Here is a 26,907-nt window from a genome sequence, read left to right as displayed (position 1 = left end):
GTTATATACTCATGCATAATCAGTCTACAAAGCCCCTCTAAAAGATGGTATTTGTCACTTATCAATGAGTGAAATCATGCATACCTGTAGTTGTGGATACTGTCATCGAAGTCAGGATAGTACCTGCGACTAGCTGCTATATAATTGAAGTAGTGTATGAAAAAACTCTTCAGCCACAAATACACTCAACATATGTAGCAGGAATAGACTTAGGGATTGACAGTAAGGTAGCTCTATCTACTTGCCAAGCCTGGCGTTAAGCCTATGCTTGTTAACGGGAAGCCACTAAAAAGTGTTAATCAACTTTATAATAAGCGTAAAGCCAAGTACCAAAGTCATCTCAAAGGGAACAGAAAAAGCAGCCGTAAGATAGAAGCATTGAGTTATCATCGGAACCGTTTTGTCGAGAATTATCTGCATAACACCAGTTTCTTAGTGGCCCTTGTATTTAACCACAAATAATATTGGTACTGTAGTCATAGGAAAAAATGATAATTGGAAACAAGGTGCAAACATCGGCAAAAAAAATAACCAAAATTTTACTCAAATACCACATGATAAGAAAGCCCAAGCAAATTACTTATAAATGTCAGCTAGCAGGAATCAAGGTGATTGAAACAGAGGAAAGCTATACAAGCAAAACATCTGCCCTTGACCTTGAGCAACCAATTAAACATGAAACTTATAGGGGTAAACGAGTCAAACGTGGTTTCCAAACGGAGTGGAACTGGTATAGTCATTAATGCTGACGTTAATGGCAGTCTTCAAATTTAAGATAAGAAATTCCCAGAGGCATTTACTGCCGAGGGAATAGTGAGCTGCGCCGTACAGCCTGTATTGGTTAATCCAATATAAAGATATTAAGCTGTCACAATTTTCTACAGTTTAGTTCGTACGGTACATGGTGCTAATCGTTTAGCGAGTAATTCTTTACTAGAATGTATTGTTTTTGCTGCTCAATTGTCTCAGCTGACGGTTCACCCTCAGATTAATGATGAGGATTCTGAATATCCGTCTCTACCTATGAAGAGGGAAGAACAGGATTGGGATAACGAGATGGAGAAAGTTAACTCAATCAGAGAAAATTTACCCAAACTCCTGTGGAACAGTGCTGGTATTTCTCGTTCTCAAGCAATACTTGAAGATGGAATATCACAACTGAATATTTGGCGTTCTCAACTAACTGATTTGAATATTATGGGATACTTACTCAAGGCAAAACCCAACCAAACGGTGCAATTAAATTCCGATCGGGCTGAACAAAACCTGAAGCTAGCTGCGGAAACTCTCAATCTGACTGATGTTGCTTATTTAATTTTGAAAAGTGCTGCTTGGCGCACCGAAAGTAGAGGCGGACATTACCGCAGTGATTATCCTCAAACTTCTGCTGATTGGCAATTGCATACTCTGATTCAGGGAGATTATATCAAATCCGGGGAATTAGTTATCTAGGAGAGAAGGAGTAGGGGAGTAGGGGAGCGGGGGAGTAGGGGAGTAGGGGAGCGGGGGAGCAGGGGAGCGGGGGAGATGGAGAAATATTTGCTAATGGTTGAAGATGGAACATTTTTTTATACCGAATTAAACGTATTTGATATTAAACAAGAATTGGTTATTTACTATAGCAATGTGCGCTGGGATATTTACAAATTGCAGGAAGTGTCCAATAGCTAAAAGTCTTATAAAATAAGCTTTTTATTCCCCCTGTTGCCAGATGAGCTGTTGCCAGATGAGCTGCGCACAGCGCTATAACAGTAAAAAGTCTAGCAAACCTTCTTATATCATGTCCGGTTGAATACTTACACTTTGGAGGAGGTAAGGCAGCTATGCTGGAGGCAGGAGGCAGAAGGAAAGAAAAGGTGAGAAGAGAAAAGGTTTTTTTATCACTAATTATCCGGACATGATATTACCTTCTGGAGCTGTTGCTTTCCGGAGCTGTTGCCTAAAAGCGACAGGTTTTTGAAGCAACTCAAATGAAATTACTATATCGCTATAATTAGTGTCGTTGCGTAAATTTTCTAAACATAACAAAGTTTAAATTTATTTAATGAAATATTGAGATTAATGACCGGAGGGATTGATTTATTCAATCAGTAGGTTAATGTTAAATTAGCAAACAATTTGGATCAAAAAAATGATTGAGAAAGAAAAAAATATCCCACAAAATACTTGGAAAAACGTAACTGAAAAACAACAAATTAACAATAACTTAAAATCTCTGATAGCTGTGTGTGATGATGAGAGACTAAGAAAAGCAGACCCTTTTGAAACTATGAGAGGGTGGAATTATGGTATCCCTGGATGGTATGTAGAACGGTATTGAATAGCGATCGCACCAGAGCAAAGTTGAACTTTCTATTTTATTTCTCTATTTTTCCTTCTGCCTTCTTTTACCGAAAAATTGTGGGTATGCGCCTCCCCTTTTAACCCACATTCCGCACGAAAAAATGTAGCATAAAAATTTAAGTCAAAAGTCAAAAGTCATGCATTAAGAATAAAATTATAGTGGTCAATAAGAGTCAACGATTCAATAAATATTTATACTTAATATTTAACTGAGAATTTGACTCTTGATCGAGGTAAATGAAGATAATTTATATAGTATAAATACTTAAACAGCCTCAGAATTTTATACTAATTTTCATGTTATACCAATTTTAAAAAAGAATGTTACAGATAATAAGCAGTATTAAAATAATTTGTAGGAAATATTTATTGGAGGAAAAAGATAAATTACTATATAATAAATGGCATAAAACCCATTTCCATACGACTCCTGACTCCTGTCTTCTGACTCCTAAACAGTAACCTAAGTATTTGTAGCAAAGATTTATCAAACTGGTATTACAAATTGACCTGCGGAATGTGGATTTATTCGTCAATGCTTTGAGATTTATTCAGCAAACCCTAATTATTAACCCACATTCCGCACCACAAAATTTAGTATAGAAGGAGGAGACAGGAGACAGGAGACAGGAGACAGAATTTGAGAAGAAAATCATAGCTGTCGCGATCGAGTACACGATCAAGCAAGTATTTATGCGTAAATTTTTTACTTCATTATTTGATCGACGAAAAAAGTAATTGAGATGATTTGTATAGTATAAATACCTACAAAGCTACGGATTTATATACTACTTTTAATGATACAAACTGAAGTGCAGAATGTGGGTATTAAAATTATTAATTATTAATTATTAATTATTAATTATTAATTATTAATTATTAATTATTCCTTTACCATGGCGAACCAATCATCGTAAATGCTGCCCAATAATAAGGATGAGATAAATCCCTTCTACCTCCTCTAGCTAACTCCCGTGGTAGAGGAAGATGTTGATTACCATTTCGGAGTATATGACCATCTTGTAAATGCACCTCTCCTCGTAACATTGCTAACTGTGCTTGTCGTAATGCTGCTGCTTTAATTGGTCTGTTAGATAAATTCTGATAAAACTCAGTCATTAAAGCTAAAGTACCAGTATCACTAACATACCAAAGACTTGCCAAAGCAGACTTGACTCCTGCTTGCACTGCTAACCCAGCAAAACCTAACTCAGCTTCTTCATCTCCGACTGCAGTAGTACAAGCACTCAAAACTAATAACTCTACCTGTGCATTATACAAACGTAACTGGCGTAATTGATTTAAGCGTAACTTAGTATCCCAGAGTTGAATATAAGAATTGTCAGCACCCCCTGGATGAAATTCTCCATGAGTAGCTAAATGAATAATTTTGAATTTGTCTTTACTACTTTGTTGCTTTAAATTTTCAAGAGTAAATCCTTGATTCAAAAAAGATTGACCAGGCCAAAGATTATTCACAATGGTTTTAAGTTCTACAGGTACTGCAGGTAGAGGAGCTTGCTCGATATTACCTGGAAATTCAGATGCTCCCATTGCCAAAATTTGAGAACCATTTAATCCAACATAGCTTGTATCAGTTAAACTAAAACTAGGAATTAATCCCAAACTATATTTTTCTACCAAGAATTGTTGACCATCATGTAGAGCTGCAATGGGAATAGTTCGCAAACCTTTATCCATAGAAAAAACGAGGGTATTAATATTATGATTTGCCAACTCTTCAGCAATTGGTGCAATTAACCATTGATGTAATTTTTGAGCATTTTGTAAATAATTATGAGAATTTAATTGACTGGGAGTCCTAATCTGATTTGTAAATTTTTTGGCAACTTCAATTACTTCATCTCTTGTTTTCCCACTACTTCTAACAATAGGTTTACCATTTGGCAAAAATAATTGCAGTTCTAAATTATTGGGTTGTGCAGATACATATATAATTGCTGGTCTGATACCAATTTTTTCTACGCTACTGAGGGTATTTCGGATATTTGCTGCTGTGGCAGTTTTTTTAGTAATATTTTTTCCTAAATAACCCGCGAATTCTCTACCTCTGTTTAACTCTATTTGTGGCAATACAGTCTCAGTTAAAGTAGTTTGATTGTAATTATCCTTGCTAGAAATTTCGGAAACAGTGGTAGTCATACTTTCTTCTACGACTAAAGTTGGAGTTGGTTTCTGAGAGGACTTACCTTGGGCGGGATTTTCTATAGCAACAGTTGGTTCTAAAACTGATGTAATTGAACTGGTATTAGTATCTTCTACAAGAATATTTGTTTCCATATTTTCGACAATCATGAGTTGAGAGTTACTCGGTTGTTCAAATTCTAATGTCGTTGGGTTTTGATTTTGATTTTGATTTTCTACAACTAATGGTATAACTTGTTGCTCTGGACTATTCATTGGTGATGCAGTGTTTTCTGCTATCGGGACAACTTGTTGCTCTGGACTACTCATTAGTGATGCAGTGTTTTCTGCTATTGGGACAACTTGTTGCTCTGAACTATTCATTGAGGATACAGTGTTTTCTACTATCGGGATAACTTGTTCTTCTGAACTATTCATTGAGGATACAGTGTTTTCTGCTATCGGGGTTGTAGGTTCAGTATTATCTAAAACTGGTGCGTTTGATTCATCGTTGGGGTTTTGAGATACTATCTGTATATCTTGATTTGTGTTTGAAGGTTCCTCGTTATCTACTACTTCAAGGGGAATTTGAGTCTGCGGTTCCTCTATATTTTTTGGCTCCTCAACTAATTCTGGTTGAGTTTCGGTAATGGTAGTAGTTTGATTTTCCTCAGAATTACTAGATTCTGTTGATTCTGGTTGAGTGACATTTTGAGGGGTTGATTCTTCTGACTGAGGTTGATTTTCTTGACTTTCTGATTCCGTTGCAGGTTCAGTAGACTCAGGTGCAGGTTCAGTAGACTCAGGTGCAGGTTCATTAGACTCAGGTGCAGGTTCATTAGACTCAGGTGCAGGTTCATTAGACTCAGATGTAGTTTCATCAGACTCAGATGTAGTCTCATCAGACTCAGATGTAGTCTCATCAGACTCAGGTGCAGGTTCATCAGACTCAGATGTAGTTTCATCAGACTCAGAATCCTGTGGTTGAGAGTTTTCTACTTCTTTTAGTTCAAAACTACTAGGTAGAGAGCGATCGGGTAAAACTGTTGATTTTCCATCTGTAATTGCCCCTACAGAGCCATTAATTGTAGCATCTCCGACAATAAAAGGTGTATTTCCAGTGCTAATAGCAATATTTCCCCCCACTACCTCTCCTGCAGTAGAAATACTAGCAATATTCTGATTTTGGTCTAAAAAAGTACCTGTTATCCTGAGAGTATCACCTGTAATAATTTCTACATTGCCTCCACTATTTCCACCTTCTGCTTGTATAGAGATGACCTCAATACCGTTTTCCGCATTCAGTTTAACTTCTCCTGCATTCCCTGGTGTAGCACTAGAATTTATTCTACCTATAGTTATGCGATCGCCTGCTTGTAGATTAATATTTCCTCCTGCTGTTGTTCCTATGGTTGTTAGTTGTCCCGTTTCGATAGAACCGCTACCACTGATAATATCAATATTGCCAATACTATTATTTGATGTATTTGCCGTCACATCTCCAGTCTTAACATTGCCTTGAATGCTGGTAATACTAATACCTGTGGATGTGGAAATATTGCCAGTGGAAATATCACTATTAGTATTTATAGTAATCTGGGCATTATCTACCCCAGTTATTGTACCTACACCTGTAATTGTTTCTGCTTGAATAGCTGTGGGATCATTGAATACAACTCCATTTGTATTGCTGTTTTCTGTCGAAGCAATAGTAATATTGCCAGAGTTTTCAGATTTTCCGATAGTAACAGACTCAAAACCATTTGCCAAAGTTGCCAAATCTCCTGTTGTCAGGTGTAGGGGCAAATTGCCATTTGTTCCTTCTATATTTTCAAAGCTTCCCAGAGTAATATCTTGATTTTCTGATGCTTGTTGTAAAATGAGTCTCCCATTGCTACTGACACTATTTTCTCCGCCTAAAAGGTTAATTTCATCTCCAGTAATAGTAATGTTACCAGTTTCTCTACTATCGCTTGATGTTGATATTCCTCGCAAGTTGAGAGTATTTCCAGCTCTAAGATCGATATTCCCACCACTTTGCGTACCTTCAGCATTAATGCTTTCTGTATCAATATTAGTAGCAGCATTCATAGTAATATTCCCACCCCTAAAGTCTCCACTCGCATCAATTTCTACAGTCGTAATACTTCCCTGTGCTGTAATATTAATCTCTCCACCACTTTGTGTACCTTCAGTATTAATGCTTTCTGTATCAATATCAGTAACAGCATTCATAGTAATATTCCCACCCCTAGAGTCTCCACTCGCATCAATTTCTCCAGTCGTAATATCTCCCTGTGCCGTAATATTAATCTCTCCACCACTTTGTGTACCTTCAGTATTAATGCTTTCTGTATCAATATTAGTAGCAGCATTCATAGTGATATTCCCACCTCTAGAGTCTCCACTCGCATCAATTTCTCCAGTCGTAATATCTCCCTGTGCCGTAATATTAATCTCTCCACCACTTTGCGTACCTTTAGCATTAATGCTTTCTATATCAATATTAGTAGCAGCATTCATAGTGATATTCCCACCTCTAGAGTCTCCACTCGCATCAATTTCTCCAGTCGTAATATCTCCCTGTGCCGTAATATTAATCTCTCCACCATTACTTTCTACTGTCGTATTTGAATTGGTAGTAGATAAGTTATTAGTCATCACAAAACCTTGACTACTGGTAAGATTAAGTTCTCCTCCTTCTGTATTAATATCTCCAGTATTTATAATCGTGCCAGAAATATTAACTGCTGCTCCTTGAGTATTAATAGTATTTTCTGAGTCTATTGTAAAAAACCCCAAACCATTTTGGTCACTATCTGCAACAAATGAGATTTCACCTTTTGTCTGAGCAAAGCTTAATTGAGTTTCAGATAAATTGTTGACAGTAATATCATCAGATGCTTGAAAAGTAATATTTGTACTATCTGATATGCTTTCTATTGATGATTTTGATATTTGAGATTCTGTTGTCCTTTCCCCTCTTAAAGGATTATCTGCAACCTCAATATTTCCATCTACAATATTAATATTTTCAGCCTTAAATGATAAACTTCCCAACACATCTGGAGAACCTAAATTAACAGTACCATCAAAAATTAAACTTCCTTGACTAGAAACTTCTACTAAATTTTTACTAGAGTTTTCTCCTGCTGATGTAGCCTGTTCTTCTATACGACCAAGAGCTTCTATTTTTCCAAAAAAGCTAGTTTCTTCATCACTCCAAATAACTACATTACCACCTTCACCTCTAAAAGAAGTAGCATATATTTCTGTCTTTTCATCCACATAAGTACGAGTAGCATTAGGAACTGTTCCTAAACCTTGAGAATCTCCACCAATTCTAATATTGCCACTACCATAGAGACCAGAAGCATTAAGTTTGGCATTAAATAATCCTACTTTTTCACCAAAAATATTGATTCTACTTGTATTTAAAAATTCAGAATTTTCTGCCAAAGAAATATCAAGAGAACCAGATACAATCGTTGTCCCTGAATCTGTAGGAATTACTTGATTTGAACCTATCAAAACCACTTCATTATTATCATTAACTCTAACTCCAGTAGCCATTTCCATCACTTCACTATTACCTGTTAAAAGCTCTGGTATAGATAAGGGATTTAAACTGTGTAATTCTTCTGGTAAATCATCAGAACTTTCTCCATCCTCTGTCGCTATTTCTAAATTTAATAAACGTCCTTCTTGACTAATACGGACTAAATTTTCTCCAGGAACTGTAGAGATCGTAATTTCACCACCTGGTGCAGAAATTTTACCCGTATTAATAATTGTCCCCCCCAATAAAGTGATGCTTTCGCCAGTTTCAACAGTTAGCTCACCGTCATTTAAGATTATTCCAGGATTCGTCATTGGGAAAGAAAAAGAACTGGGATTTCCTGTTAAATTATCGTAGTTATTTTCACCTATGCTATTGAACCAACCAGAGTCAAAACCAATACCTGAACCAGTAGTTACAACAAAAGATGCAGGTACATCCAATCTAGCATTTGCACCAAAAATAATACCCGCAGGGTTCATCATCAGTAAGTTAGAATTGCCCCCTGTTACCTGAATTAGACCATTAATTACAGAAGCATCTCCACCAGTGACACGAGTTAGAATATTTTTGATATTTGGGTTAGATATAAAATTAACAATTTGGTTTTCTTCCACATTAAATTTCTCGAAGCTATGGAAAAGATTAGTATTATCTTTTGATTGCTTCCCACCTGTAATATCAAAGCGAGTTTGAGAGGAATCTGGAGATGGTATTACCGGAGTTACTACTGTATTAGTTGAGTTTTCTTCGGGAACTATTGATTGAGCTGATGCGATTTTAGCGGAAAAAATTTTCCATGGAATCTTTCCTAACCTACCATTATTTTCGCTGTTATGGAATGGTAGGAAGGCAACAGCATCCAATACCCAAAGTCCAGTTAGGGGGACAACTATGAGAATGTGGTAAATTTTATCAAAATAATTGGGTCTAAAAGCCTGTCTTTTAAGGCGAAATATTTTTGGAGTCTTGCTTAAATCCCCGTTACAAAAACAACTTCTGACTTCTGACTGTCTTGAGTGTGTCTTACATTCTGAGGGAACCTCAGAATTACACACTCGCTTCTGACTTCTAACTTCGTTCAAGATGGGTGCATAGTTCATTGGTTTATGACTTTTTATCCAATATCATACAACTACTCTTTCGTCAATACTTTTGAATCCTCTAATTATTAAATTACATCTAACATCAAACCAAATAAGTATTATATAGCAAGTAGCGAGTTGGTGTTTGACTTATGTTGACGATAACCTGAGACAGAAAAAAGCTTTTTTCACTATTCTCTATTCTCTTTTCCCTGTTCCCTGATATATAGAAAATTTCTGTTTGAACTACTTTACTTTACATTTCTACTGTATCTAAAATTTTAGTAACTTGCTCGGAAAAATCAAAGTGATTATAATAGAAGAGGATATATAAAAGGTAATTAAATAGCTCATTTGCATAATAGACATCTCCAGAAAAGAGGGAGTAGGGAACCCACCCCTCGCCCCTCCCAGGAGGGGAAGAGAACCCACCCCTAACACCTCCCAGGAGGGGAAGGGAACCCACCCCTAACCCCTCCCAGGAGGGGAAGAATTGATAATTTATTTGGGATAATTGATTTGATTTTTTATTCTTGGATATGTCTAATAGACATCTCAAAAAATCCCAAATTAAATCAATTCTTATCCATACTACTTTTAATTTTTAACTTTTAACTTTTGACTTTTAACTTTTGACTTATTTATAATGCGACTCATTGGTTTAACGGGGGGTATTGGTACAGGAAAGACCACTGTATCAAATTATTTAAACAAAACTTACCATCTCCCAATTTGGGACGCAGATATTTATGCCCGCCAAGCTGTACAACCAGGTTCATTGATTTTAGAGAATATAGTAGAACACTATGGCGCTGATATATTATTACCTAATGGTAATCTTAATAGGCAAAAATTAGGAGAGATTGTTTTTAACAATCAAGAGGAGTTATTCTGGTTAGAGAAACAAATTCATCCTTATGTACGCGATCGCTTCGAGCAGAATATTCAGCAGTTTATCGTCAAAAATAATCAACTTGGGTATCATACCTCCGAGGGATACCCCACAGCAGTATTAGTAGTACCATTGCTGTTTGAGGCCAAAATGACTGACTTAGTAACAGAAATTTGGGTTACAAATACTTCACTTCAACAACAAATAGAGAGATTGATACAACGTGATCGCCTGACTCAAGAACAAGCTTACACTCGAATTAATCATCAAATGCCCCTAGAAGATAAGTGCCAACAAGCAGATATAGTTTTGGACAACTCCTCAACCTTAGAAATTTTGTTGAAGCAAGTAGACTCAGCGATCGCTAATTCCTCATCACCTGAATAATTGAGTATCTGGCCGCAATTTTTAGGTAAAGACACCGAAATTATATCCTGACAACATCATATAACTTTTGTATTAAGTAGTAGAAACTCCTGATATGGACAATGGACAACTGCTATGAGTCTCTGCCTATTTATTTATATTTCCGTCGTAATTTCGACGATCTTATCCCGTAATATCTGCAGCTGGCAACTAAATTACTCAATCTCAAATATCCAACAATCTTTCGTTCAAGTTAGGGTGTACTGTGATGAACGAGGTAGTGGACGTGGCGAAGTATAGGTTATTGGTTGCAATAGTTAGGTTTTCCTATCGAAAGTACCAGTAAAGATTGGTTTCCCACCATTCTACTCCTGCCGTATCAACTACTTTCTTGTTTTATAGTTATACCAAATTCGGAAATTGCTAGTATACTGATTACGGTGTTTAACAATGAACAATATTTTGAAAAGCTCGTGTTAGGTATTAATGCTGGGTCTGTAGAAGCGGAGCGACAACATCCTGTATCTCGTATCGTACAACTGCAAACCCAGTTCCTCCCCAGGAAGCTAACTCTTAACTGATTTATGTATGATATCAAATCTGTTGGCTTCTGAGTAATATAATTTTGGCTATCACTAGGTTAAAGTGGCCGTTTGCTGATCATATAATTAATGTCACAATAGTTAAGGTCTTAAAATAGTCCTTTACTATAAATTATATGCTTGGTTTTTTCATTGTTATATTTGCATCATTTTGTTTCTGTTTTCAAAATGTAATTGTCAGAATTTTATTCAACGAACAGACAATTTTGGGAATTTTTCAGACAGGAGGGTTTGTTACTCCCACTCTACAAAATTCATTTTTGCTGATGTTCATGCGAATGGTATTAGTCGTTCCATTGATGGCATCCTTTGCGACAAAACTCTACCCGCAAACTTGGCAAAATATTAGAGAATTAGGAAATACTGAATCTCGTCCCCTTTTGTGGCGATCGCTAGGTGGCGGGATGCTAATGTTTCTTTACTTAGCAATGCTTTATATATCTATTGGATTAATTGAAACTGGAGTTGCATTAACTCTGTTTTTTACTTACCCGATGTTCACTTCGCTATTTTCTTGGCTATTGTTAGGTATTCCCCCTACTCGCTTTCGCTGGATGGTGATGATAGTGGTATTAATAGGAACTTTTTTGACTATTCCCTACAGTGAGACCACATCCGATAATTATAATGCAGTCGGAGTAATTTTCGGTATTGGTGCTGGACTTTCCTATGCACTTTATACTGTCAATGCACAAAAAAGTTTTGAAACTCTGCATCCAGTACCTTTTACTTGGATTAGTTTTGCCACCACTCTAGGACTATCTGCTTGTAGTTTATTGATTTTGCAGGGAAGTAGCGGTCTTAATTGGATGTACCTCTGGATTGGCGGATTTTTATCAGCAATTGTCACCTTGACTGGTCATTTAATGTATAATCACGGTATTCGTCTGATTGGTGCTACTTCTGCTGCAACAATAGGTGCGACTAATCCTTGTTTAACTGCTATTTTAGCATGGTTGGCAATTCAAGAAACTCTCAATAGTTTACAACTGCTTGGTATAGTTATTGTCACTCTAGGTGTGTTGTTACTGAGTCAAGAGCATCGACGTTTGATGAAGGAGTAGGGAAGTAGGGAGTGGGGGAGTGGGAGACACGGAGACACGGAGACACGGAGACACGGAGATTATAGTTACTCCTCTCTGATCGAATTATCCCGCAATTATGCAATGCCTTCAATATAAGCAGAATTTTATATTAAATCAAAACTGCTATAAATGTTCTCAGTGCGGACATTTTACCCACTATAGGTTTACCTCACGCCTGGTGAAATCTGCGGTATAACTATTTTATTTTTGAATTTTGGAAGTATGACTGAGATAATTACCAAAAACTTGACTCAAAGCATCAGCTTTTAAATGATAATTCCAACGACACATTTGTATCATTACTTTCATCAAAGTATAGCCAATCTCTATACCATATTTGAAATGAGAAAGATTGATAATATCTTGACCAGAAGTTCGCTCTTTTTGATGATGATTTAAGAGTCTAATTAGGCGAGAGATACTGCCAATAACTCGCCGCAAAACTGAGTCACCAAAACCCCATCTAGTAATTCCCCAAAACTTAGCCAAATGATTAACTTCATCTTGTAAGGGTTGAGCGATCGCCATTTGTAATGCCCCTGTAGAATGAGACATTAACCATATATAAATAGATACGGCACTCCATTCGGAACTGATTCTACTTATTCCATGATTATAGATTTCTGCCCGTAAATTTCCAGTAGGTTGATAACCATGAACGGTATTAGGTTTTTGCTGTAATTTTTTCCCTGTAAGTTGTTGATAAATCTTGCTAAAAGCAGGGGCGTGTTGTCGTTCTTCTTTTTCCCAAATGCCAACTTCAATTATTTTCCCATTTTCATCAGTTACACCTCCCATAAATCTAGCTAATTGAGGGTGAGCTGTTTGTAAATAACCCCAACTTTCTTGAGAATAGGAACGAATTGGTGCTTCAATTTCTACAGCGGAGGCAATTACTTGTAAAAATAATTTTGGTTCTATGCCAATAATTTGACTATTGTTAATAGCTTGCCAATTAATTTTTTGCCAAGGTCTTTGTTGAGGAGTTTCAAATTGTTGTTGTAAGTCTAATAGTCTTTCTGTAAGAATGTCTTGTGAAAGATAGCGTTCGAGTAAATAATTAATTCTGGCTCTAGTTTGTAGATAGTTAGGAGTGGAATGGCAATAACCAGCTAAATCAAATTGAGTCTGATTAGTGGAATTAATTGTTGTTACTAAGTTCATGGTTTTTCAGCTAAGTTATTTTTGGTTTAATGATTTAGGCAGATGCGAGAAAGTGTTACCCGATCTCTGGCAGCTTATTAATAGAAACTGACCAGATAAAAAAGTGTCACTCTTGTGTTCTTGCCTTTGTTAATACCAATCCTAAGCTGACTATTAAGGTAGAACTTAGTATGTAGGTGACAGTTATTGAGTTGTCATATAATAGGGTAGACAGTTGTAGTGATTTTTCTAAACTGGCACAGTTGAAATAATTTTAATATAGCGCTACGCATTAAGGTTAAGACATTTCTAAACCCTGAAAACCTTTAACAATTTACTATTCCCTAGCGCGTAGCGCTATAAAAATGATTAGCTAGCTAAATTAAATAACCCCGTTTCAAACCAAAATTAATACCCCCTTCCCAATCAGATGTTAAGTAATCTCTAACATAAACAAATAAATGCTCTACTACATCTGCATATATAGGATTTTTCACATAACCTTCTTGAAATCGAAATTCTCTATCCGTATTCTTTTGTTTTCTTAATACATATATTTGGTCTATTTTGAATTTTCGTAAATTTACGGCATCTGTTAATTTTAGCCATTCTGCTACTAAAATATAAATGGCATTAGGGTTTCTATACTTAAGTTGTTCTGCTGCCGTTGCTGCATCTTGAAGCATAGTTTTATCTAAATAAGTTTTACATTCTATAACTACAGCAGGTACATCCCAAATATGACTTTCTAATTCTTGGGAACCTTGACAATTCATTTGGGCGTGAATTCTCACTCCTATGGCAAAATCATTATCTTTTAGTTCAATTAAAGCATGAGGATAATTGAGCATATCCTGATAATTTTCAGACCGAAAAAATATATCTTTAAAAGTACGAGACTTACCAATTAAAGCTTGTGATGAAAACTCAGTAACCAAATCTTTGAAGAGATAATACATAAATTCTTCTAACACAGATGAATGGAGATTTGAACGAGAATCAAATTTTTCAGCATAGTGTTGTTGTTCTAGAAAATTTTTGTATTGATTCAAAATTTCTACTCGCTTTATCAATAATTCGCTATCTTGGTCTGTTTTTTCAATTAATGGGCCAATTAGCCCTTCATTAGCCAATTTCCACTCATTATATTTTTCTCTTATTTCTCTCAAATATCTCCGAGAATCTTCGTCTCTATATTTCCTTTTATGATTTTCTTTCTGCTCTAAATTCTGACCATGAACATACATTTTATTTGGCTCTATTTTACAACTGTTTTAATATATTATCAGCAATAGCTTTAGCTAACAAAGGAGGAACGGCGTTTCCAATTTGATTGTATTGACATAAATGTTTTTCTGCTAAACGACCTTCTTTAGATAGTAGTTTATGACTAACAACTGTTGGTTTACCCATAAATTTAAAACTATCTGGAAATGATTGTATTCTTGCACCTTCTCTAGCCGTGAAATTTCTATGTTGATAAGGGTGAACAAAATTAGCATAAAATGACGCTGGAATTGTATGGCATGGTTTATCTGGATGGAGTCTTCTATTATTTTGGTCGTAGATTTTTTGAGATATTTTTGTAGAGTTTCTTTGTCGTGGTTGTAAATGTTTTGGTACATCTTTTCCAGAACTTCCCCAAGTCATTGTAGCAAATCTTTCTACCATTCTTTTAGTGTGGTTCATGGCTTTATGATTAAACAGAATTTTATTGCCATTTCTCAATAATTTTTGATATTCATTCGACGGTTGTTTGGAATAATTTGACTCTTCTTTTCCTTCGCCAGCTTCTAAGGTCGGTAAGTCAGAAATAGCATCCCATAATGTCGGACAGAACTTTAAATTTTCTCCAAATAAAGACATTTGTTGATTGGTTAATACTCCATGAGTTGGCAAGGGAAAAGGATTTTCTAGTTCCTGTTTTGAAGCAACAATAAATAAACGTTTTCTGATTTGAGGTACTCCGTATGCTGTAGCTTCTAATATATTTATATAGACGTGATATCCAATCTTTTTAAACTCCTCTTCAATAATATCAATAACTTTGACTTGAGAATGAGTCCTAATTTTTATCAGGTTAGGCACATTTTCCATAATTAATATTTCTGGCTCAAAAACTATAGCTACTCTGATTAATTCTCTAAAAAGATTATTTCTAGGGTCTTTAGGGTCTCCAGAATTTTTATTACAAATAGAATATCCTTGACAAGGAGGACCACCTATCACAATTTGTGGTTTATTATTATCCCAAATTGCTGCTATATCCTTATTAGTAATAGTCGTAATATCTTGATTGATAACAACTGCATCTGGATGATTATAAGCAAAAGTTTCTGATGCCCATTTATCTATTTCTATAGCACCAATAATTTGACAACCAGCCCATTTAAAACCAAGGCTAAAACCACCTGCACCGGAAAAAATATCTAATATTAATGGTTTCATATCAGAACTAGCTTTTTCTGTAGCGTTCGCTAAAGCAATAGGTACATTTTGCTTCAACATTTCAGCTAATAAATTACTAATCTCTACAGGTTCAACTTGAGAAAATAAATCTTCTGTTTCTATAATTTTCAAATTAAACTCAGCTTTTACTTTTTTTAAGTCAAAATCACTAGATGACATTTTACCTATTCCTGATTTCCTCTATCAAAATTTTCCGATTAATTACAAATAATTTTATATCCTCAACTATACTCTTAATTACCCATAAAACTTCCTGTAAAAAACTGATAACTGATAACTGATAACTGAAATGACACGAACTCCCCACGACCAATTTGCCAAACAATATTTAGAAGAGTTACTAACTCTATTAGGTCAAGTTGAAACCAGTCGCGATGTTGCCAGCGAAGTCCGGGAAATAGACGTATATTTTATCCCTGAAGTTCCACCCCCAAAAGACCCTAAAATTTTAGGGTTATTAGGACAAATGGCAGCTACCGCTTCTATCTATGAACCATTTCGTAACCCACCACAACAACTAGAAATACTAGACTGCCAAGCAAAACTCAATTTTGTTATTAATCAACAAAAACGTAAAGCTAAAAGGGAAAATACTTCTTATTCTCAAACTGAATGGCCTTTCTTGTGGATTTTATGTCCTTCTTGTTCAGACAAATTAATTGAGGGTTTTGGCGCTAAACTAGACCCCAGTGGTAAATGGCCTACTGGCGTTTATTTTTTGGCAGAGTTTCTAAACACAGCGTTAGTAGCAATTAATCAACTACCGATAAATCAAGATACTCTGTCGTTGCGGGTGTTGGGCAAAGGTAAGACACAAGAGCAAGCTATTTTAGAATTAAAAGCTTTACCAGAAGGCAACCCACTTCGGGAAAATCTCATGGAGCTTTTGGCAAGTTGGTACGTCACAATTCAATTTAGAGAAAATATAAGTGAAGAAGATCGGGAGGTATTTATGAGACTATCACCTGTTTATGTGCAATGGCGCGAAGAGACTTTGGAACAAGGTCGCCAAGAAGGTGTCCAACAAGGCGAACAAAGGATAAAGCAACAAATGATTGAAAATTTTCTCAATGCTCGGTTTGGTTCCCTCGAACCAGAATTATTGGCCATTATCGAACCAATGTTGCAGTTGTCTGCAGAGGAGTTGACTTCTTTGTTATTGAATGCTTCGAGGGAAGAGCTGTTAGAGAGATTTGGCAAGTAGTTATTTCTTGGTTGCTCAAAATAGTTACATAATTATCAACAATAGTAGGCAAATATTAATCCTATTTGTCTACTCTAATTAAACTCTTTAGCTATTACTTTTTCAAAAGTTTTGAATATCAAGTGTTGGGATATTTATATAGTTTTAATTATACAATTTTTTTTCTAATTGCTAGTCGAAACTTGACTCATATTTTAGTTAATAGAAGTTTGGTAAGTTATGCGCAGATTAATGTTTTCGGTTATTGCTTGTACAAGCTTTTTAGTTGTTGTAGGGGAGACTATACTCCTGAGAAAAACCCTCTCCTTCTCTCTATATGACTTGTTTTATTTCGATGTATTTGATCGGACTCTTTTGCCAGGGTTTTCGGAAGGTTTAGTGGCAATAAAAATTGGTAACAAATGGGGTTTTATAGATCGAACCGGAAAGATGGTTATTAGTCCTCAGTTTGATAAGGTTGAGAACTTTTGGAAAGGCTTGGCTCCGGTAAAAATTGGCGATGAATCTGGTTATATTGATAAGACTGGAAGGTTTATTTGGCCAAGTGGGCTTAATTCCGAACTGCTTCAAAAGGAGTTAGATAGTCCTCCACGACAAGACCCTGATGGGGAAGCCTCCGTTGGTGCTTCTTCTTACCCAAAATTGGAAAAATATTTATCACAGCAACAATTCTGGGAAGCTGACATAGAAACTAGAAATATTATGTTTAAGATAGCTGGGAAAGAGTATAATGAAACGCTATTAGATAGCGAATCAATTAACAATTTTCCTTGTAAAGACCTCCGTGCTATCGATCAACTTTGGATAAAATATAGTGGGGGTAAATTTGGCTTCAGTGTTCAAAAGAAAATTTATCAGAATAATGGTGGAAAAATTAATCAAAGTAATGATAGTACAAGAGATTATGATACTCAAGTGTGGAAAGCATTTGGCTCTAAAGTTGGATGGCGCGAAGGAGAGAAATGGTTGGATTATACAAACCTAACTTATAACCTAAATACACCTTATTTGGGTCATCTCCCTCGGGTTGGGGAAATAATTTCAACTTGTTGTTTGCCAGGGATGGATGCGTGTGCAACTCCTTGTCGTCGTATTGATGCAAGAATGTGGCATCTAGATAGAGAGTCGGTGGGAGAACAAGCAAGAATTTTTTTTTCACGCACAGAAATTTGTAGACTTTAGTGCTGTCGAAAACTCCCTCGAACAAATATAGGACTTACGCAAATTCTTAGACAACAAGCTATTCATAGGGAAGTAAATGCCATTCGCCCCTACAGATGATGTATCATTTTGTTTTTTGCGTAAGTCCTGAGATTAAAAAACTGCTATAAACCCGGTTTCTGAGCGATCGCCTACCTAAACTGTAAATTTCTCAGTTATCCGCTTCATCGCTTCATTAACATTTTCCCGACTATTAAAAGCAGAAATTCGGAAGTAACCTTCACCCGCAGCACCAAAACCTGAACCGGGAGTACCGACAACATTACAATTTTGCAACAACTTATCGAAAAAATCCCAACTTGACAAACCTGTAGGAGTCTGCACCCAAACATAAGGCGCATTCACACCACCATAAATAGTTAACCCTGCCGCTTGTAACTGGGAACAAATAATTTTGGCATTCTCTAAATAAAATTCGATCAACGCTTTAACTTGTGCTTTCCCTTCATCGGAGTAAACTGCTTCAGCACCACGCTGCACAATATAAGAAACTCCATTAAATTTTGTGCAATGACGGCGGTTCCACAGTTTCCATAATTCTACATCGCTACCATCAGCAGCTTTCCCCTTAAGAGTTTTGGGTATGACAGTCAGCGCACAACGAGTACCTGTAAAACCAGCCTTCTTAGAAAAGGAGCGAAATTCCATTGCGCATTCTCTTGCTCCTTCTATTTCATAAATGGAGTGGGGAAGACTTGCATCAGTAATAAAAGCTTCATAAGCAGCATCGAATAAAATAATCGCATCATTTGCTTTTGCATAATCTACCCAAGTCTTGAGATATTCTTTTGTGGCAGTTGCACCAGTAGGATTATTGGGAAAACACAGATAAATCAAATCTACCTTTTGAGTGGGAAGTTCGGCAGTAAAATTATTTTCTGCGGTAATTGGTAAATAAACTAAACCCTCATATTCCCCTTTCTCATTCACATCTCCTGTATTACCTGCCATTACATTAGTATCCACATACACCGGATAAACTGGATCTGTCACTGCAATAGTATTATCGTGGCCAAAAATGTCGAGAATATTACCAGAGTCACATTTAGATCCATCAGAAATAAATATTTCCGAGGCATCTATATCGCATCCCCTAGCTTGGAAATCTTGAGTCGCAATTTTCTCCCGCAACCAAGCATAACCTTGTTCTGGGCCATAACCTTTAAAAGTTGAGCGATCGCCCATTTCTTCTACTGCTTTAATAATGGCCTGACGACAAGCTGCTGGCAGGGGTTCGGTGACGTCCCCAATACCTAGTTTGATAATTTTGGCCTCCGGGTGAGCTTCAGCGAAGGTATTTACTCGACGGGCGATTTCTGGAAAGAGATAACCTGCTTTAAGTTTGAGGTAATTATTGTTAATTGTTGCCATGATAGATTGCCAAAAATGATTTACAACAGATCAGTATGTCAGATTATCCTAATTTTTGTTATATAGGGCAACCTTCTTTCTTTTTACGGCAAAACTCAATCATTTAAACCTGTAATTTTTTCTGGTAATTCTTGTTGGTTAACCACTGCTAAAATGTTCAGAACCTGTTATGTTGAAACTCTGAATTTACTCTAGATTAATAGTAAGCATTTCCTCCGGAATGCTGCGCAAACAGCCGTCAGCAATCAGCAATCAGCTATTGCTTTTAATTTTAGATAAAAACTTTACTAATTGAGTCAGAACTTATGCTTACTATAAAAGCTGACTGAAACAGTTTATATTCATTAAACCCCCTTTTTTTTTGCTGAGAGCTGACAGCTAATAACTGAATACTTACGATTAATATCAGCAACTCTTCAAGTATTTCTGGAAAATAAGTTACTCCTAATAATTGATAATTAATACATTCGATTTAAAGCCTCTCCTTTTAAGGATAAAGAAGGAATCAGATTTCCTTATATTCAATTTCGTAACAGTTTTAACCAGAGGTCATTTCAGTTATCAGTTATCAGTTATCAGTACCTCTGCAATTCAGCAACAAGACTTTCTCATATAGGACAGTGTTTAAATTAAAATAGATTTTAAGGTCAAGGGAGCCTACTTTTCTAGTAAGACAATTAATAAAGCTTTGATAGTAAACTAAAAGGTAAGCATTCAGTCATCAGCTATTGCTTTTAATTTTAGATAAAAACTTTACTAATTTAGTCAGAATTTATACTTACTATAAAAAACTGGCTAAAACAGTCTATATTTATTAAAATTCCCTTTTTTTGCTGAGAGCTGACAGCTAATAGCTGAATGCTTACACTAAAAGTAATAGCTGATTGCTGATTGCTGATTGCTGAATGCTTACAACTAGAGGCTTTAAGTACTTAAAATATTACTTTTGACTTCTGTACGGGTGATTCGCGAATCACCCCTACTGAATTTTGACTTTACTTAAGCTTCTTTTTCCCGCAAAACTGAACCATTTATACCTGTGATTTTTTCTGGTAATTCCTGTGGGTTAACCACTGCCAAACTATTCATATCATAGGTAGTATAAAAACTCTTGTTTTCCTCTAAATTAATATCAACAACTGTCAAAGTATTTCTGGGAGATAAGTTACTACCAATTAAAGTACGCGGACCGCTACCTAAAGCACCAGAATAAAGCAATTTCAAATTACCTTTATAAGCGGGAAAATAAGCATGATGATGACCGCTAATATATAGGTGAACATTATACTTTTCTAACATAGTTATTAACTCATCAGCTTTAGCTAAAACATCACCCATTTTATTTTTAGTAGGAGCAACAGCATAAAAAGGTAAATGCCCCATTACAATTCGCATTTTTGCTGTTTGTGCTTGACTACTTGCGAGGCTTTTTTCTGCCCACTCTAATTGTTGTTTAGGAATCCGAAGCATACTTGGAAATTTGGGTTTGATTTTACTGGTCAAATTATCAAAAATAAAATAACTCTTCAAGGAATTCCATTAATTTTAATTTCTGGAGGAAAACCAATAACTATTCATGCAGATAGTCGGTATCAAGTCAAAGACATTGTGGCAAAACATGAGGCGATCGCCGGAGTGGATGGAGTATTTTTTTCTCTGGAAAAACTAGATTCTAACGACGTAATTGGTCCGATTTTTAGTCAGAATACAAAAAAATTTGTGCCTGGAGATAGCTATGACAATAATAAATTAAAGAATTGTCTTTTAGTATTAATTAGTGAAGATGAAGTCGATTTTATTCCTTTTAATCCCGAACTTCACAATACAATAAAAGGCATAAAATCAGAGATACCAAATTTTACCGATGCTTTTGTGGGAGCTGCATTTTTAGTGAGAAATTATCAACCTCAACCACCAGAAAGTTTTGGTAAATTATTCAAGTTCAACGAACCTCTTCACCGAGCATTTTGAGGTATTCATCGTAGTGGTCAACCTATGATTGGAGTATCTTATAAAAGAATTGGTTCTGTTAAACTTGCTCAATTTTTAGCACAAGTAGGATTTCGGGATGCAGTAATGTTAGATTCTGGAGCTAGTACATCTCTTGCTTATCAGGGCAAATCTTTAGTTAGATATACTCCACGTCCTGTTCCTCATGTAGTTGCTTTAGTGGCACCAAAGTTAGCTTCAAAATCAACTTGTCTTGTCACTCAGTAAGGAATTTTGTACCTTACCAGTGTGGGAATTGCTATAGATTTACATCTCAAATAAAAGCACTATATATTAAAGCTGATTTGATATTTTTCTCAATCTAAGAAAAATCATTTATCTAAAATAGGTAAAAAGTAATTTATCTTTATTCAAAAATCAAAAATATCGCTCTTTTTGATTCTTTGTTAATTTTTCCTCAAAAATATTTTCACCACTCAAATGAAAATGTTATATTTAGTTGAAAGTTAAATATTTTGATATTAAAGTTATGTTGTAAGCATTCAGTTGTCAGTCAGCCTCCTATGCTCGGAACTGCGTTATCAGTTAGCCTCCTCCGGAGGAACTGCGGACTTCAGCTATTGCTTTTAGTTTAGGAGAAAAGCAATATTTAATTGTCTTACTACAAAAGTTGCCTTCCTTGCCCTTAAAGTCAGTTGTTAATTTAAACACTGTCCCATAAGAGAGAGTCTTGTTGCTGAGAGCTGACAGCTAATAGCTGAATGCTTACGTTATGTTATACATGAAGATACCAATTTTCATACTGATGAGGTGCAAAAATTTAGGCTTTAGAGACCACCAATTCTAGGAAAAGAAAATAAGATAACTAGAAGTACTTCACTAAACTTAAAACTGCTACGTTCAAAACAGTTCGGGGTACATATCGCAATTAAAAAATAGTTGTAGATTCCTTAAGATAGTATATTAAATTTAGAATTACTATATTAATTACTATTTAACCGAAAATTTCTGGTCTCAAGCCTCCTGCCCTTTTAAGGGGATAAAAAGTGGTCGAGAGATGGCGAGGGAACTCCGTATTTCAAAGCTCCTGCTTTCCTAGGTAATGCTGCGCAAACAGTAGGAAGTACTGATAACTGATAACTGATAACTGAAATGACACAGTTAATATGATAACTTTATATCTCCATAACACAAATTTAATAAAATTAAATTTGGCCAATAGCTATACAAAATATTTAATAATTGATAATTACCTTTCCTTTTTAAGAACTATGCTTTACCCATAAGTCTTGAAACCTTTGTGGGGAGTAGGGGAGCAGGAAGCAGGGGAGAAAGGAGAAAAAATCATAGTAGCTAAGTAAAACTACTGAAGTTGTTGAAAAAAATGTACGGAAAAATACTTTTTTTCTCCCAAAAAAGCTGAACCAAGACTAATCCATTATTTGTCTATTTTGTCAAGTTTTATATTAAGAAAGATGTGGTTAAAGCATAGCTTTTAAAAAGAGGATTGATACAACCGAAGAAATTGTTAATTTTTTTCTTCTTCAAAAGAAGAGACCTTAAAGGTTAATTAATTATCAATTGTCAATTATCCATTGGCAAGCATATTTACTCTACCGCAACTCAATCATGTATCAACAAAAAAATTCTATACTTAGAGAAAGTATCTTAATTATTAACGATAATCCTAAAAGTTTAAAGCTGTTGACTGAGTTGTTGTGCGTACAAGGGTATAAAGTGCAAATTGCTACCAGTGGAAAAGAAGCTCTCAAAAATATTCATCTTGAGCTTCCAGATTTGATTTTATTAGAAGTTAAAATGCCAGAAATGGATGGCTATCAAATTTGTGAATGTCTGAAGATAAATAAACAAACTACTAATATCCCCATAGTTTTTATCTCTGCTTTAGATGGAGTAATGGATAAAGTTAAAGCCTTTAGTGTGGGTGGAGTAGATTATATTACAAAACCATTTGAATTAATTGAAATTTTAGCCAGAATTGAAAATCAATTACGACTGCGGTCTCTACAGCAGCAATTGCAACAACAAAACGCTTTATTACAACTATTATTAAAAGTGACTCATGCTATTAGTGAAGCATCTGATATTGAATCAGCATTAGAAGTAACTTTAGCAGAAGTTTGTCAAACAATGAATTGGGATTTTGGAGAAGCATGGATTCCCGATTCAGAAGCTACAATGCTTAAATTTAGTAGAGGATGGTATTCTAGTAATAGTAATAACGGTACTTTACCAGCAACTCTAAAATTTCGACAACAGCATCAAATTATTACTTTCAGTTCTCGACAAAGCTTACTACAAAGGGTATGGTATTCTCAGCAAGCAGAATGGGTAAAAGATATTTCTCAGGAAAAAGAATCGGTTTTGATTGGTTTTCAAATTGCTGAAAAAATAGGTATTAAATCTGCTTTGGGAATACCGATTATTCTAGATAAACAGGTTTTAGCTATCTTAGTATTTTTCCAGAAATTTTCTCAAACATTAGACAGAGATTCTATACAGTTAGTTAATGCTGTAGCAACTCAGTTAGGCGGATTAATTAAACGTAAAAAATCGGAGTTAGCTCTTAAAAAGGCAAACCAAAATTTAAAACGAATTGCCAGTTTTGATAGTTTAACTTCTCTAGCTAATCGTCGTACATTTGATGAATATTTTCATCAAAAATGGAAGCAACTTAGACAAGAAAAAAAATATTTATCTCTTATCCTTTGTGATGTGGATTATTTCAAAGATTATAATGATTGTTATGGGCATCCAGAGGGAGACCAATGTCTCAAAAAAGTTGCTCAAGCTATTAGCAAGGTAGCTAAGTTTTCTACAGATTTAGTTTGCCGTTATGGTGGTGAAGAATTTGGAGTTATATTACCAAATACAAATATTGAGGAAGCTTTACGAAGAGCAGAATTAATTAGAAGAGAAATTAAAAGGCTTGAAATACCTCACGCTTGTTCAAAAGTAAGTTCTTATGTAACTGTAAGTTTGGGAGTAAGTAGCGTAATTCCTACCTTACAATTATCAGCTCGTACATTATTGAAAGATGCCGATCAGGCCCTTTATCAAGCAAAAGAACAGGGGCGAGATTGTGCCATTGCTCATAGAATTAAGTATGTTTGTTAAGATTAGGGGTAAGCATTCAGCCGTCAGCTATCAGCTAGCCTCCTATCGGAGGAACTGCGTTAACAGCTATTAATTTTGGGGAAGGTAAAAGTAATTGAGAAGCTGAGACAGAATAAAAGTGACTGTTAAAGTTCCCTCCCTAAACCTTAGAAGTAAAGTTACTGTTAAAGTCCCCTCCCTAAATCTTAGAAGTAATGAATAATTAGGGTTTGCTGATAGCTGACTGCTAATAGCTGAATGCTTACGATTAGGGAATAGGGAATAGGGAATAGGGAATAGGGAATAGGGAGAAATTTATCAGAGAAAACCATTTTTATTATGGCTAATTAATGAGACTTGATATGTTAAGCATTTCCTGTGGAATGCTCCGCAAACAGCTCTTAGCAGTCAGCGCTGAGTGGAAATAATTAATAATTCCTTCTAAGGTTGAATGAGTGTATATTGGCAGTAACTTTTAATTCTCTCTCAATTTTTCAATTGCTTTTACATCCTCCTCTAATCAATAGCTGAAGTCCGCAGTTCCTCCGTAGGAGGCTAGCTAATAGTTGATGGCTGAACGCTTACCTTGATATTAAAGACTAATTTATCCAAAATCAATACGAGATATTTCAATACACTCTTGAATTTAACGACTAGATTTAGTATATATTTCCACTATAACTCCTACAAATGAGCCAAATATTCCTCCAACAACTGCTCCCCAAAATGGTACAAGTAGAGGATTGAAACAGGCATACAATCCATCTAAACCATCCAAACAATTTAGAGGTTGAATTTCTTGATAACCTGCAACGAGAAAAATGAACATACTCACAAGTGAAGTAAAAGTTGCTGCATTAAATATTCTCATTGTGCATCTAAATTTAGTGATTAAGTGGGTAATTCCACCAACAATTCCCCCAATAGTACCTCCGATAATAATACCTAAACAAGCTCCAAATAATGTGACAAACCATACAAAAATAACAGGAATTATACTACTCATCAAATCCTCCTTCTTATTAGTTTGACTAGGGCGAATTAATCCTTTTTTTAAAGCTTTTTTACTAATGGCTTAGTTGTTATAACTTACCACATATCTACCATTACTCCTATCTCCAGCACTACCTTGATAATTAGGAATTTTTGGAAGAGCTTTAAATTTACTTGGGAAAGCTTTATATTCTCGGTAAGCACTATAATAACCTTGCCATTCTTTCAGAAACATTCTGATAATTTCTTGACTAACTTTACTAGGCCAAACTAGATAATCATGACTATTTTTGAGCTGATAATAAACAGTATTAGCATTCGTTGTTTTACTGTTAAAAAAGTTTTGACGACATAAATAATTAGCAGTATTGTAGAGATTTTTAGTCAAAAAAGATAAACTATCGCAATCGGCGAAAAGTGAATGATTTTTTTTGATTAAATTATGTGTTACTAAGAGCATAATTGTTTATATACTTGAGTCAGTCAGAAAAAAATTTAATTAGGGCTTGCTGAAAAAGTCTTATGGGTGCAGGTAGGAGACAGGAGACAACCCACCCCTCGCCCCTCCCAGGAGGGGGAAAGGAGGAACGGGGAATTTGGAGGAGGTAGGAGTAAGAATTTTCCCAATATTGTTCTGCCCAACTCTTGACTAAAATCCTGAATTTTTGAACCATTACCACCTAAAACCTCGCATTTTTTCCAGATCTAAAATTGATCAAACCAATATCAGTCAATAAGCGCGATATTTAATCAGCAAACCCTAATTAAAACTACATATTTTGTCAACTACCAAAATCAAAAGCTATGTTGAAGTATATCTGACTATATTTTTATTTAAACTTTATAGCCCACATTCCGCACGTCAAATTATAACATTATAAAGTAGTATAAAAGTCTGTGGCTGGTTAAGTATTTATACTATATAAATCATCTCAATTACTTTTTTCGTTGATCAAATTACGAGTAAATAATTAAGCATAAATACTTATAAATTACTGATTAATTCTCAAAGTATTGACTGATATTGGTTTTAGCCTTTTTCAGAACTGAAAAAGTACCTAGTTTTTGGCTATTGTTATCTCAAAATGGTAAAGTTTTGACCCTGACAATGCCGAAAATTTGACCGTAGCAGATAGTTTAAACTGTTCCCAGTTAAGTTTTCCCTGTTCCCTTCCTTCACTAACAGACTTTTTCAGCAAGCCCTACTTACTTGATTGTTGACTCAATCACGGCAGCTATGATTTTCTACTAAATTCTGACTCCTGACTCCTGACTCCTGACTCCTTCTTCTTTTAAGTCCTCCAAAAAAGTTTTAATTTACTAAAAATACTTACAATTAATGCCACTATTAATGTATAAATA

At 35.4% G+C, this 26,907-nt stretch carries 20 protein-coding genes; 12 read left to right on the top strand and 8 right to left on the bottom strand.

The annotated features are described in order from the left end of the window. Nucleotides 1–68: 68 nt before the first annotated feature. The 5 genes from F6K54_RS15015 (at nucleotide 69) to F6K54_RS14995 (ending at nucleotide 2,320) form a co-directional block, all read left to right on the top strand. Nucleotides 69–260, top strand: a complete 192-nt coding sequence (locus F6K54_RS15015) for a hypothetical protein (protein WP_293078787.1) — start codon at nucleotides 69–71, stop codon at nucleotides 258–260. A 4-nt stretch (nucleotides 261–264) separates the two neighbouring features. Continuing rightward, the gene (locus tag F6K54_RS15010) at nucleotides 265–462 is read left to right on the top strand and encodes a transposase (protein WP_293078785.1); all 198 of its coding nucleotides are present in this window, start codon (nucleotides 265–267) and stop codon (nucleotides 460–462) included. A 26-nt stretch (nucleotides 463–488) separates the two neighbouring features. Further along, nucleotides 489–743, top strand: coding sequence for a hypothetical protein (locus F6K54_RS15005; protein WP_293078783.1), 255 nt, complete (start codon nucleotides 489–491; stop codon nucleotides 741–743). A 280-nt stretch (nucleotides 744–1,023) separates the two neighbouring features. Then, nucleotides 1,024–1,452 (top strand): hypothetical protein, encoded by a 429-nt coding sequence (locus F6K54_RS15000; protein WP_293078781.1) that lies wholly within the window; start codon nucleotides 1,024–1,026, stop codon nucleotides 1,450–1,452. A 679-nt stretch (nucleotides 1,453–2,131) separates the two neighbouring features. Further along, entirely contained in the window at nucleotides 2,132–2,320 is a 189-nt protein-coding gene (locus tag F6K54_RS14995) for a hypothetical protein (protein ID WP_293078779.1), read from the top strand. A gap of 914 nt (nucleotides 2,321–3,234) precedes the next feature. Here F6K54_RS14995 and F6K54_RS14990 read toward each other — a convergent pair. After that, nucleotides 3,235–9,150, bottom strand: a complete 5,916-nt coding sequence (locus F6K54_RS14990) for a CHAT domain-containing protein (protein WP_293078777.1) — start codon at nucleotides 9,148–9,150, stop codon at nucleotides 3,235–3,237. 628 nt (nucleotides 9,151–9,778) lie between these two features. Between F6K54_RS14990 and coaE the strand changes: the two genes are divergently transcribed. Both coaE and F6K54_RS14980 read left to right on the top strand, forming a co-directional pair. Then, nucleotides 9,779–10,411, top strand: a complete 633-nt coding sequence (gene coaE, locus F6K54_RS14985; RefSeq protein ID WP_293078775.1) for a dephospho-CoA kinase — start codon at nucleotides 9,779–9,781, stop codon at nucleotides 10,409–10,411. A gap of 697 nt (nucleotides 10,412–11,108) precedes the next feature. Continuing rightward, the gene (locus tag F6K54_RS14980; RefSeq protein WP_293078773.1) at nucleotides 11,109–12,056 is read left to right on the top strand and encodes a DMT family transporter; all 948 of its coding nucleotides are present in this window, start codon (nucleotides 11,109–11,111) and stop codon (nucleotides 12,054–12,056) included. A gap of 222 nt (nucleotides 12,057–12,278) precedes the next feature. Here F6K54_RS14980 and F6K54_RS14975 read toward each other — a convergent pair whose 3' ends face one another. From F6K54_RS14975 to F6K54_RS14965, 3 genes are all read right to left on the bottom strand, one after another. Beyond that, entirely contained in the window at nucleotides 12,279–13,241 is a 963-nt protein-coding gene (locus F6K54_RS14975) for a hypothetical protein (RefSeq protein WP_293078771.1), read from the bottom strand. Between the two features lie 356 nt (nucleotides 13,242–13,597). Further along, complete coding sequence (locus F6K54_RS14970) at nucleotides 13,598–14,467, bottom strand: Bpu10I family restriction endonuclease (protein ID WP_293078770.1); 870 nt, start codon at nucleotides 14,465–14,467, stop codon at nucleotides 13,598–13,600. Nucleotides 14,468–14,483: 16 nt separating this feature from the next. Further along, the gene (locus F6K54_RS14965; protein ID WP_293078768.1) at nucleotides 14,484–15,848 is read right to left on the bottom strand and encodes a DNA cytosine methyltransferase; all 1,365 of its coding nucleotides are present in this window, start codon (nucleotides 15,846–15,848) and stop codon (nucleotides 14,484–14,486) included. Between the two features lie 130 nt (nucleotides 15,849–15,978). Between F6K54_RS14965 and F6K54_RS14960 the strand changes: the two genes are divergently transcribed. Together F6K54_RS14960 and F6K54_RS14955 are read left to right on the top strand one after the other, a co-directional pair. Next, nucleotides 15,979–16,893: a hypothetical protein gene (locus F6K54_RS14960; RefSeq protein ID WP_293078766.1), complete on the top strand. Its 915-nt coding sequence runs from the start codon at nucleotides 15,979–15,981 to the stop codon at nucleotides 16,891–16,893. Nucleotides 16,894–17,112: 219 nt separating this feature from the next. Then, on the top strand, nucleotides 17,113–18,075 hold the full coding sequence (locus F6K54_RS14955; protein ID WP_293078764.1) for a GUN4 domain-containing protein: 963 nt from the start codon (nucleotides 17,113–17,115) through the stop codon (nucleotides 18,073–18,075). A 174-nt stretch (nucleotides 18,076–18,249) separates the two neighbouring features. Here the strand turns inward: F6K54_RS14955 and F6K54_RS14950 are convergent, their stop codons facing one another. Together F6K54_RS14950 and F6K54_RS14945 are read right to left on the bottom strand one after the other, a co-directional pair. Further along, complete coding sequence (locus F6K54_RS14950; protein WP_293078762.1) at nucleotides 18,250–19,485, bottom strand: LL-diaminopimelate aminotransferase; 1,236 nt, start codon at nucleotides 19,483–19,485, stop codon at nucleotides 18,250–18,252. Nucleotides 19,486–20,484: 999 nt separating this feature from the next. Continuing rightward, nucleotides 20,485–20,955: a metallophosphoesterase gene (locus F6K54_RS14945; protein ID WP_293078760.1), complete on the bottom strand. Its 471-nt coding sequence runs from the start codon at nucleotides 20,953–20,955 to the stop codon at nucleotides 20,485–20,487. Between F6K54_RS14945 and F6K54_RS14940 the strand changes: the two genes are divergently transcribed. The 3 genes from F6K54_RS14940 to F6K54_RS14930 all read left to right on the top strand — a co-directional run bounded on the left by F6K54_RS14940 (nucleotide 20,935) and on the right by F6K54_RS14930 (nucleotide 24,573). Then, nucleotides 20,935–21,456 carry a hypothetical protein gene (locus F6K54_RS14940; RefSeq protein WP_293078758.1) on the top strand — a complete coding sequence of 174 codons (522 nt, stop codon included), beginning with the start codon at nucleotides 20,935–20,937 and terminating at the stop codon, nucleotides 21,454–21,456. The two genes, F6K54_RS14945 and F6K54_RS14940, sit on opposite strands and share 21 nt — an antisense overlap. Before the next feature lie 24 nt (nucleotides 21,457–21,480). Next, nucleotides 21,481–21,702 carry a phosphodiester glycosidase family protein gene (locus F6K54_RS14935; RefSeq protein WP_293078756.1) on the top strand — a complete coding sequence of 74 codons (222 nt, stop codon included), beginning with the start codon at nucleotides 21,481–21,483 and terminating at the stop codon, nucleotides 21,700–21,702. Between the two features lie 1,314 nt (nucleotides 21,703–23,016). Further along, nucleotides 23,017–24,573 (top strand): diguanylate cyclase domain-containing protein, encoded by a 1,557-nt coding sequence (locus F6K54_RS14930; protein ID WP_293078754.1) that lies wholly within the window; start codon nucleotides 23,017–23,019, stop codon nucleotides 24,571–24,573. Between the two features lie 625 nt (nucleotides 24,574–25,198). Here the strand turns inward: F6K54_RS14930 and F6K54_RS14925 are convergent. Then, on the bottom strand, nucleotides 25,199–25,558 hold the full coding sequence (locus tag F6K54_RS14925; RefSeq protein ID WP_293078752.1) for a hypothetical protein: 360 nt from the start codon (nucleotides 25,556–25,558) through the stop codon (nucleotides 25,199–25,201). Between the two features lie 69 nt (nucleotides 25,559–25,627). After that, a complete protein-coding gene (locus F6K54_RS14920; protein ID WP_293078750.1) occupies nucleotides 25,628–26,005 on the bottom strand; it encodes a transposase in 378 nt (125 codons plus the stop codon). Nucleotides 26,006–26,907: the final 902 nt, after the last annotated feature.

Origin of the sequence: Okeania sp. SIO3B5, from assembly GCF_010692555.1 — a bacterium.
Lineage (GTDB): Bacteria > Cyanobacteriota > Cyanobacteriia > Cyanobacteriales > Microcoleaceae > Okeania.
The sequence above is the reverse complement of the archived record's forward strand: the minus strand, read 5'-3'. Positions and strand labels throughout refer to the sequence as shown.

Coding starts and splice junctions, on each gene's coding strand:
- F6K54_RS14950 (WP_293078762.1), bottom strand. CDS start 19,485: ATGGCAACAATTAACAATAATTACCTCAAACTTAAAGCAGGTTATCTC.
- F6K54_RS14955 (WP_293078764.1), top strand. CDS start 17,113: ATGCGCAGATTAATGTTTTCGGTTATTGCTTGTACAAGCTTTTTAGTT.
- F6K54_RS14920 (WP_293078750.1), bottom strand. CDS start 26,005: ATGCTCTTAGTAACACATAATTTAATCAAAAAAAATCATTCACTTTTC.
- F6K54_RS14925 (WP_293078752.1), bottom strand. CDS start 25,558: ATGAGTAGTATAATTCCTGTTATTTTTGTATGGTTTGTCACATTATTT.
- F6K54_RS14970 (WP_293078770.1), bottom strand. CDS start 14,467: ATGTATGTTCATGGTCAGAATTTAGAGCAGAAAGAAAATCATAAAAGG.
- F6K54_RS14990 (WP_293078777.1), bottom strand. CDS start 9,150: ATGAACTATGCACCCATCTTGAACGAAGTTAGAAGTCAGAAGCGAGTG.
- coaE (WP_293078775.1), top strand. CDS start 9,779: ATGCGACTCATTGGTTTAACGGGGGGTATTGGTACAGGAAAGACCACT.
- F6K54_RS14935 (WP_293078756.1), top strand. CDS start 21,481: ATGATTGGAGTATCTTATAAAAGAATTGGTTCTGTTAAACTTGCTCAA.
- F6K54_RS14980 (WP_293078773.1), top strand. CDS start 11,109: ATGCTTGGTTTTTTCATTGTTATATTTGCATCATTTTGTTTCTGTTTT.
- F6K54_RS15000 (WP_293078781.1), top strand. CDS start 1,024: ATGAAGAGGGAAGAACAGGATTGGGATAACGAGATGGAGAAAGTTAAC.
- F6K54_RS15005 (WP_293078783.1), top strand. CDS start 489: ATGATAATTGGAAACAAGGTGCAAACATCGGCAAAAAAAATAACCAAA.
- F6K54_RS14945 (WP_293078760.1), bottom strand. CDS start 20,955: ATGCTTCGGATTCCTAAACAACAATTAGAGTGGGCAGAAAAAAGCCTC.
- F6K54_RS15010 (WP_293078785.1), top strand. CDS start 265: ATGCTTGTTAACGGGAAGCCACTAAAAAGTGTTAATCAACTTTATAAT.
- F6K54_RS14995 (WP_293078779.1), top strand. CDS start 2,132: ATGATTGAGAAAGAAAAAAATATCCCACAAAATACTTGGAAAAACGTA.
- F6K54_RS14965 (WP_293078768.1), bottom strand. CDS start 15,848: ATGTCATCTAGTGATTTTGACTTAAAAAAAGTAAAAGCTGAGTTTAAT.
- F6K54_RS14960 (WP_293078766.1), top strand. CDS start 15,979: ATGACACGAACTCCCCACGACCAATTTGCCAAACAATATTTAGAAGAG.
- F6K54_RS14975 (WP_293078771.1), bottom strand. CDS start 13,241: ATGAACTTAGTAACAACAATTAATTCCACTAATCAGACTCAATTTGAT.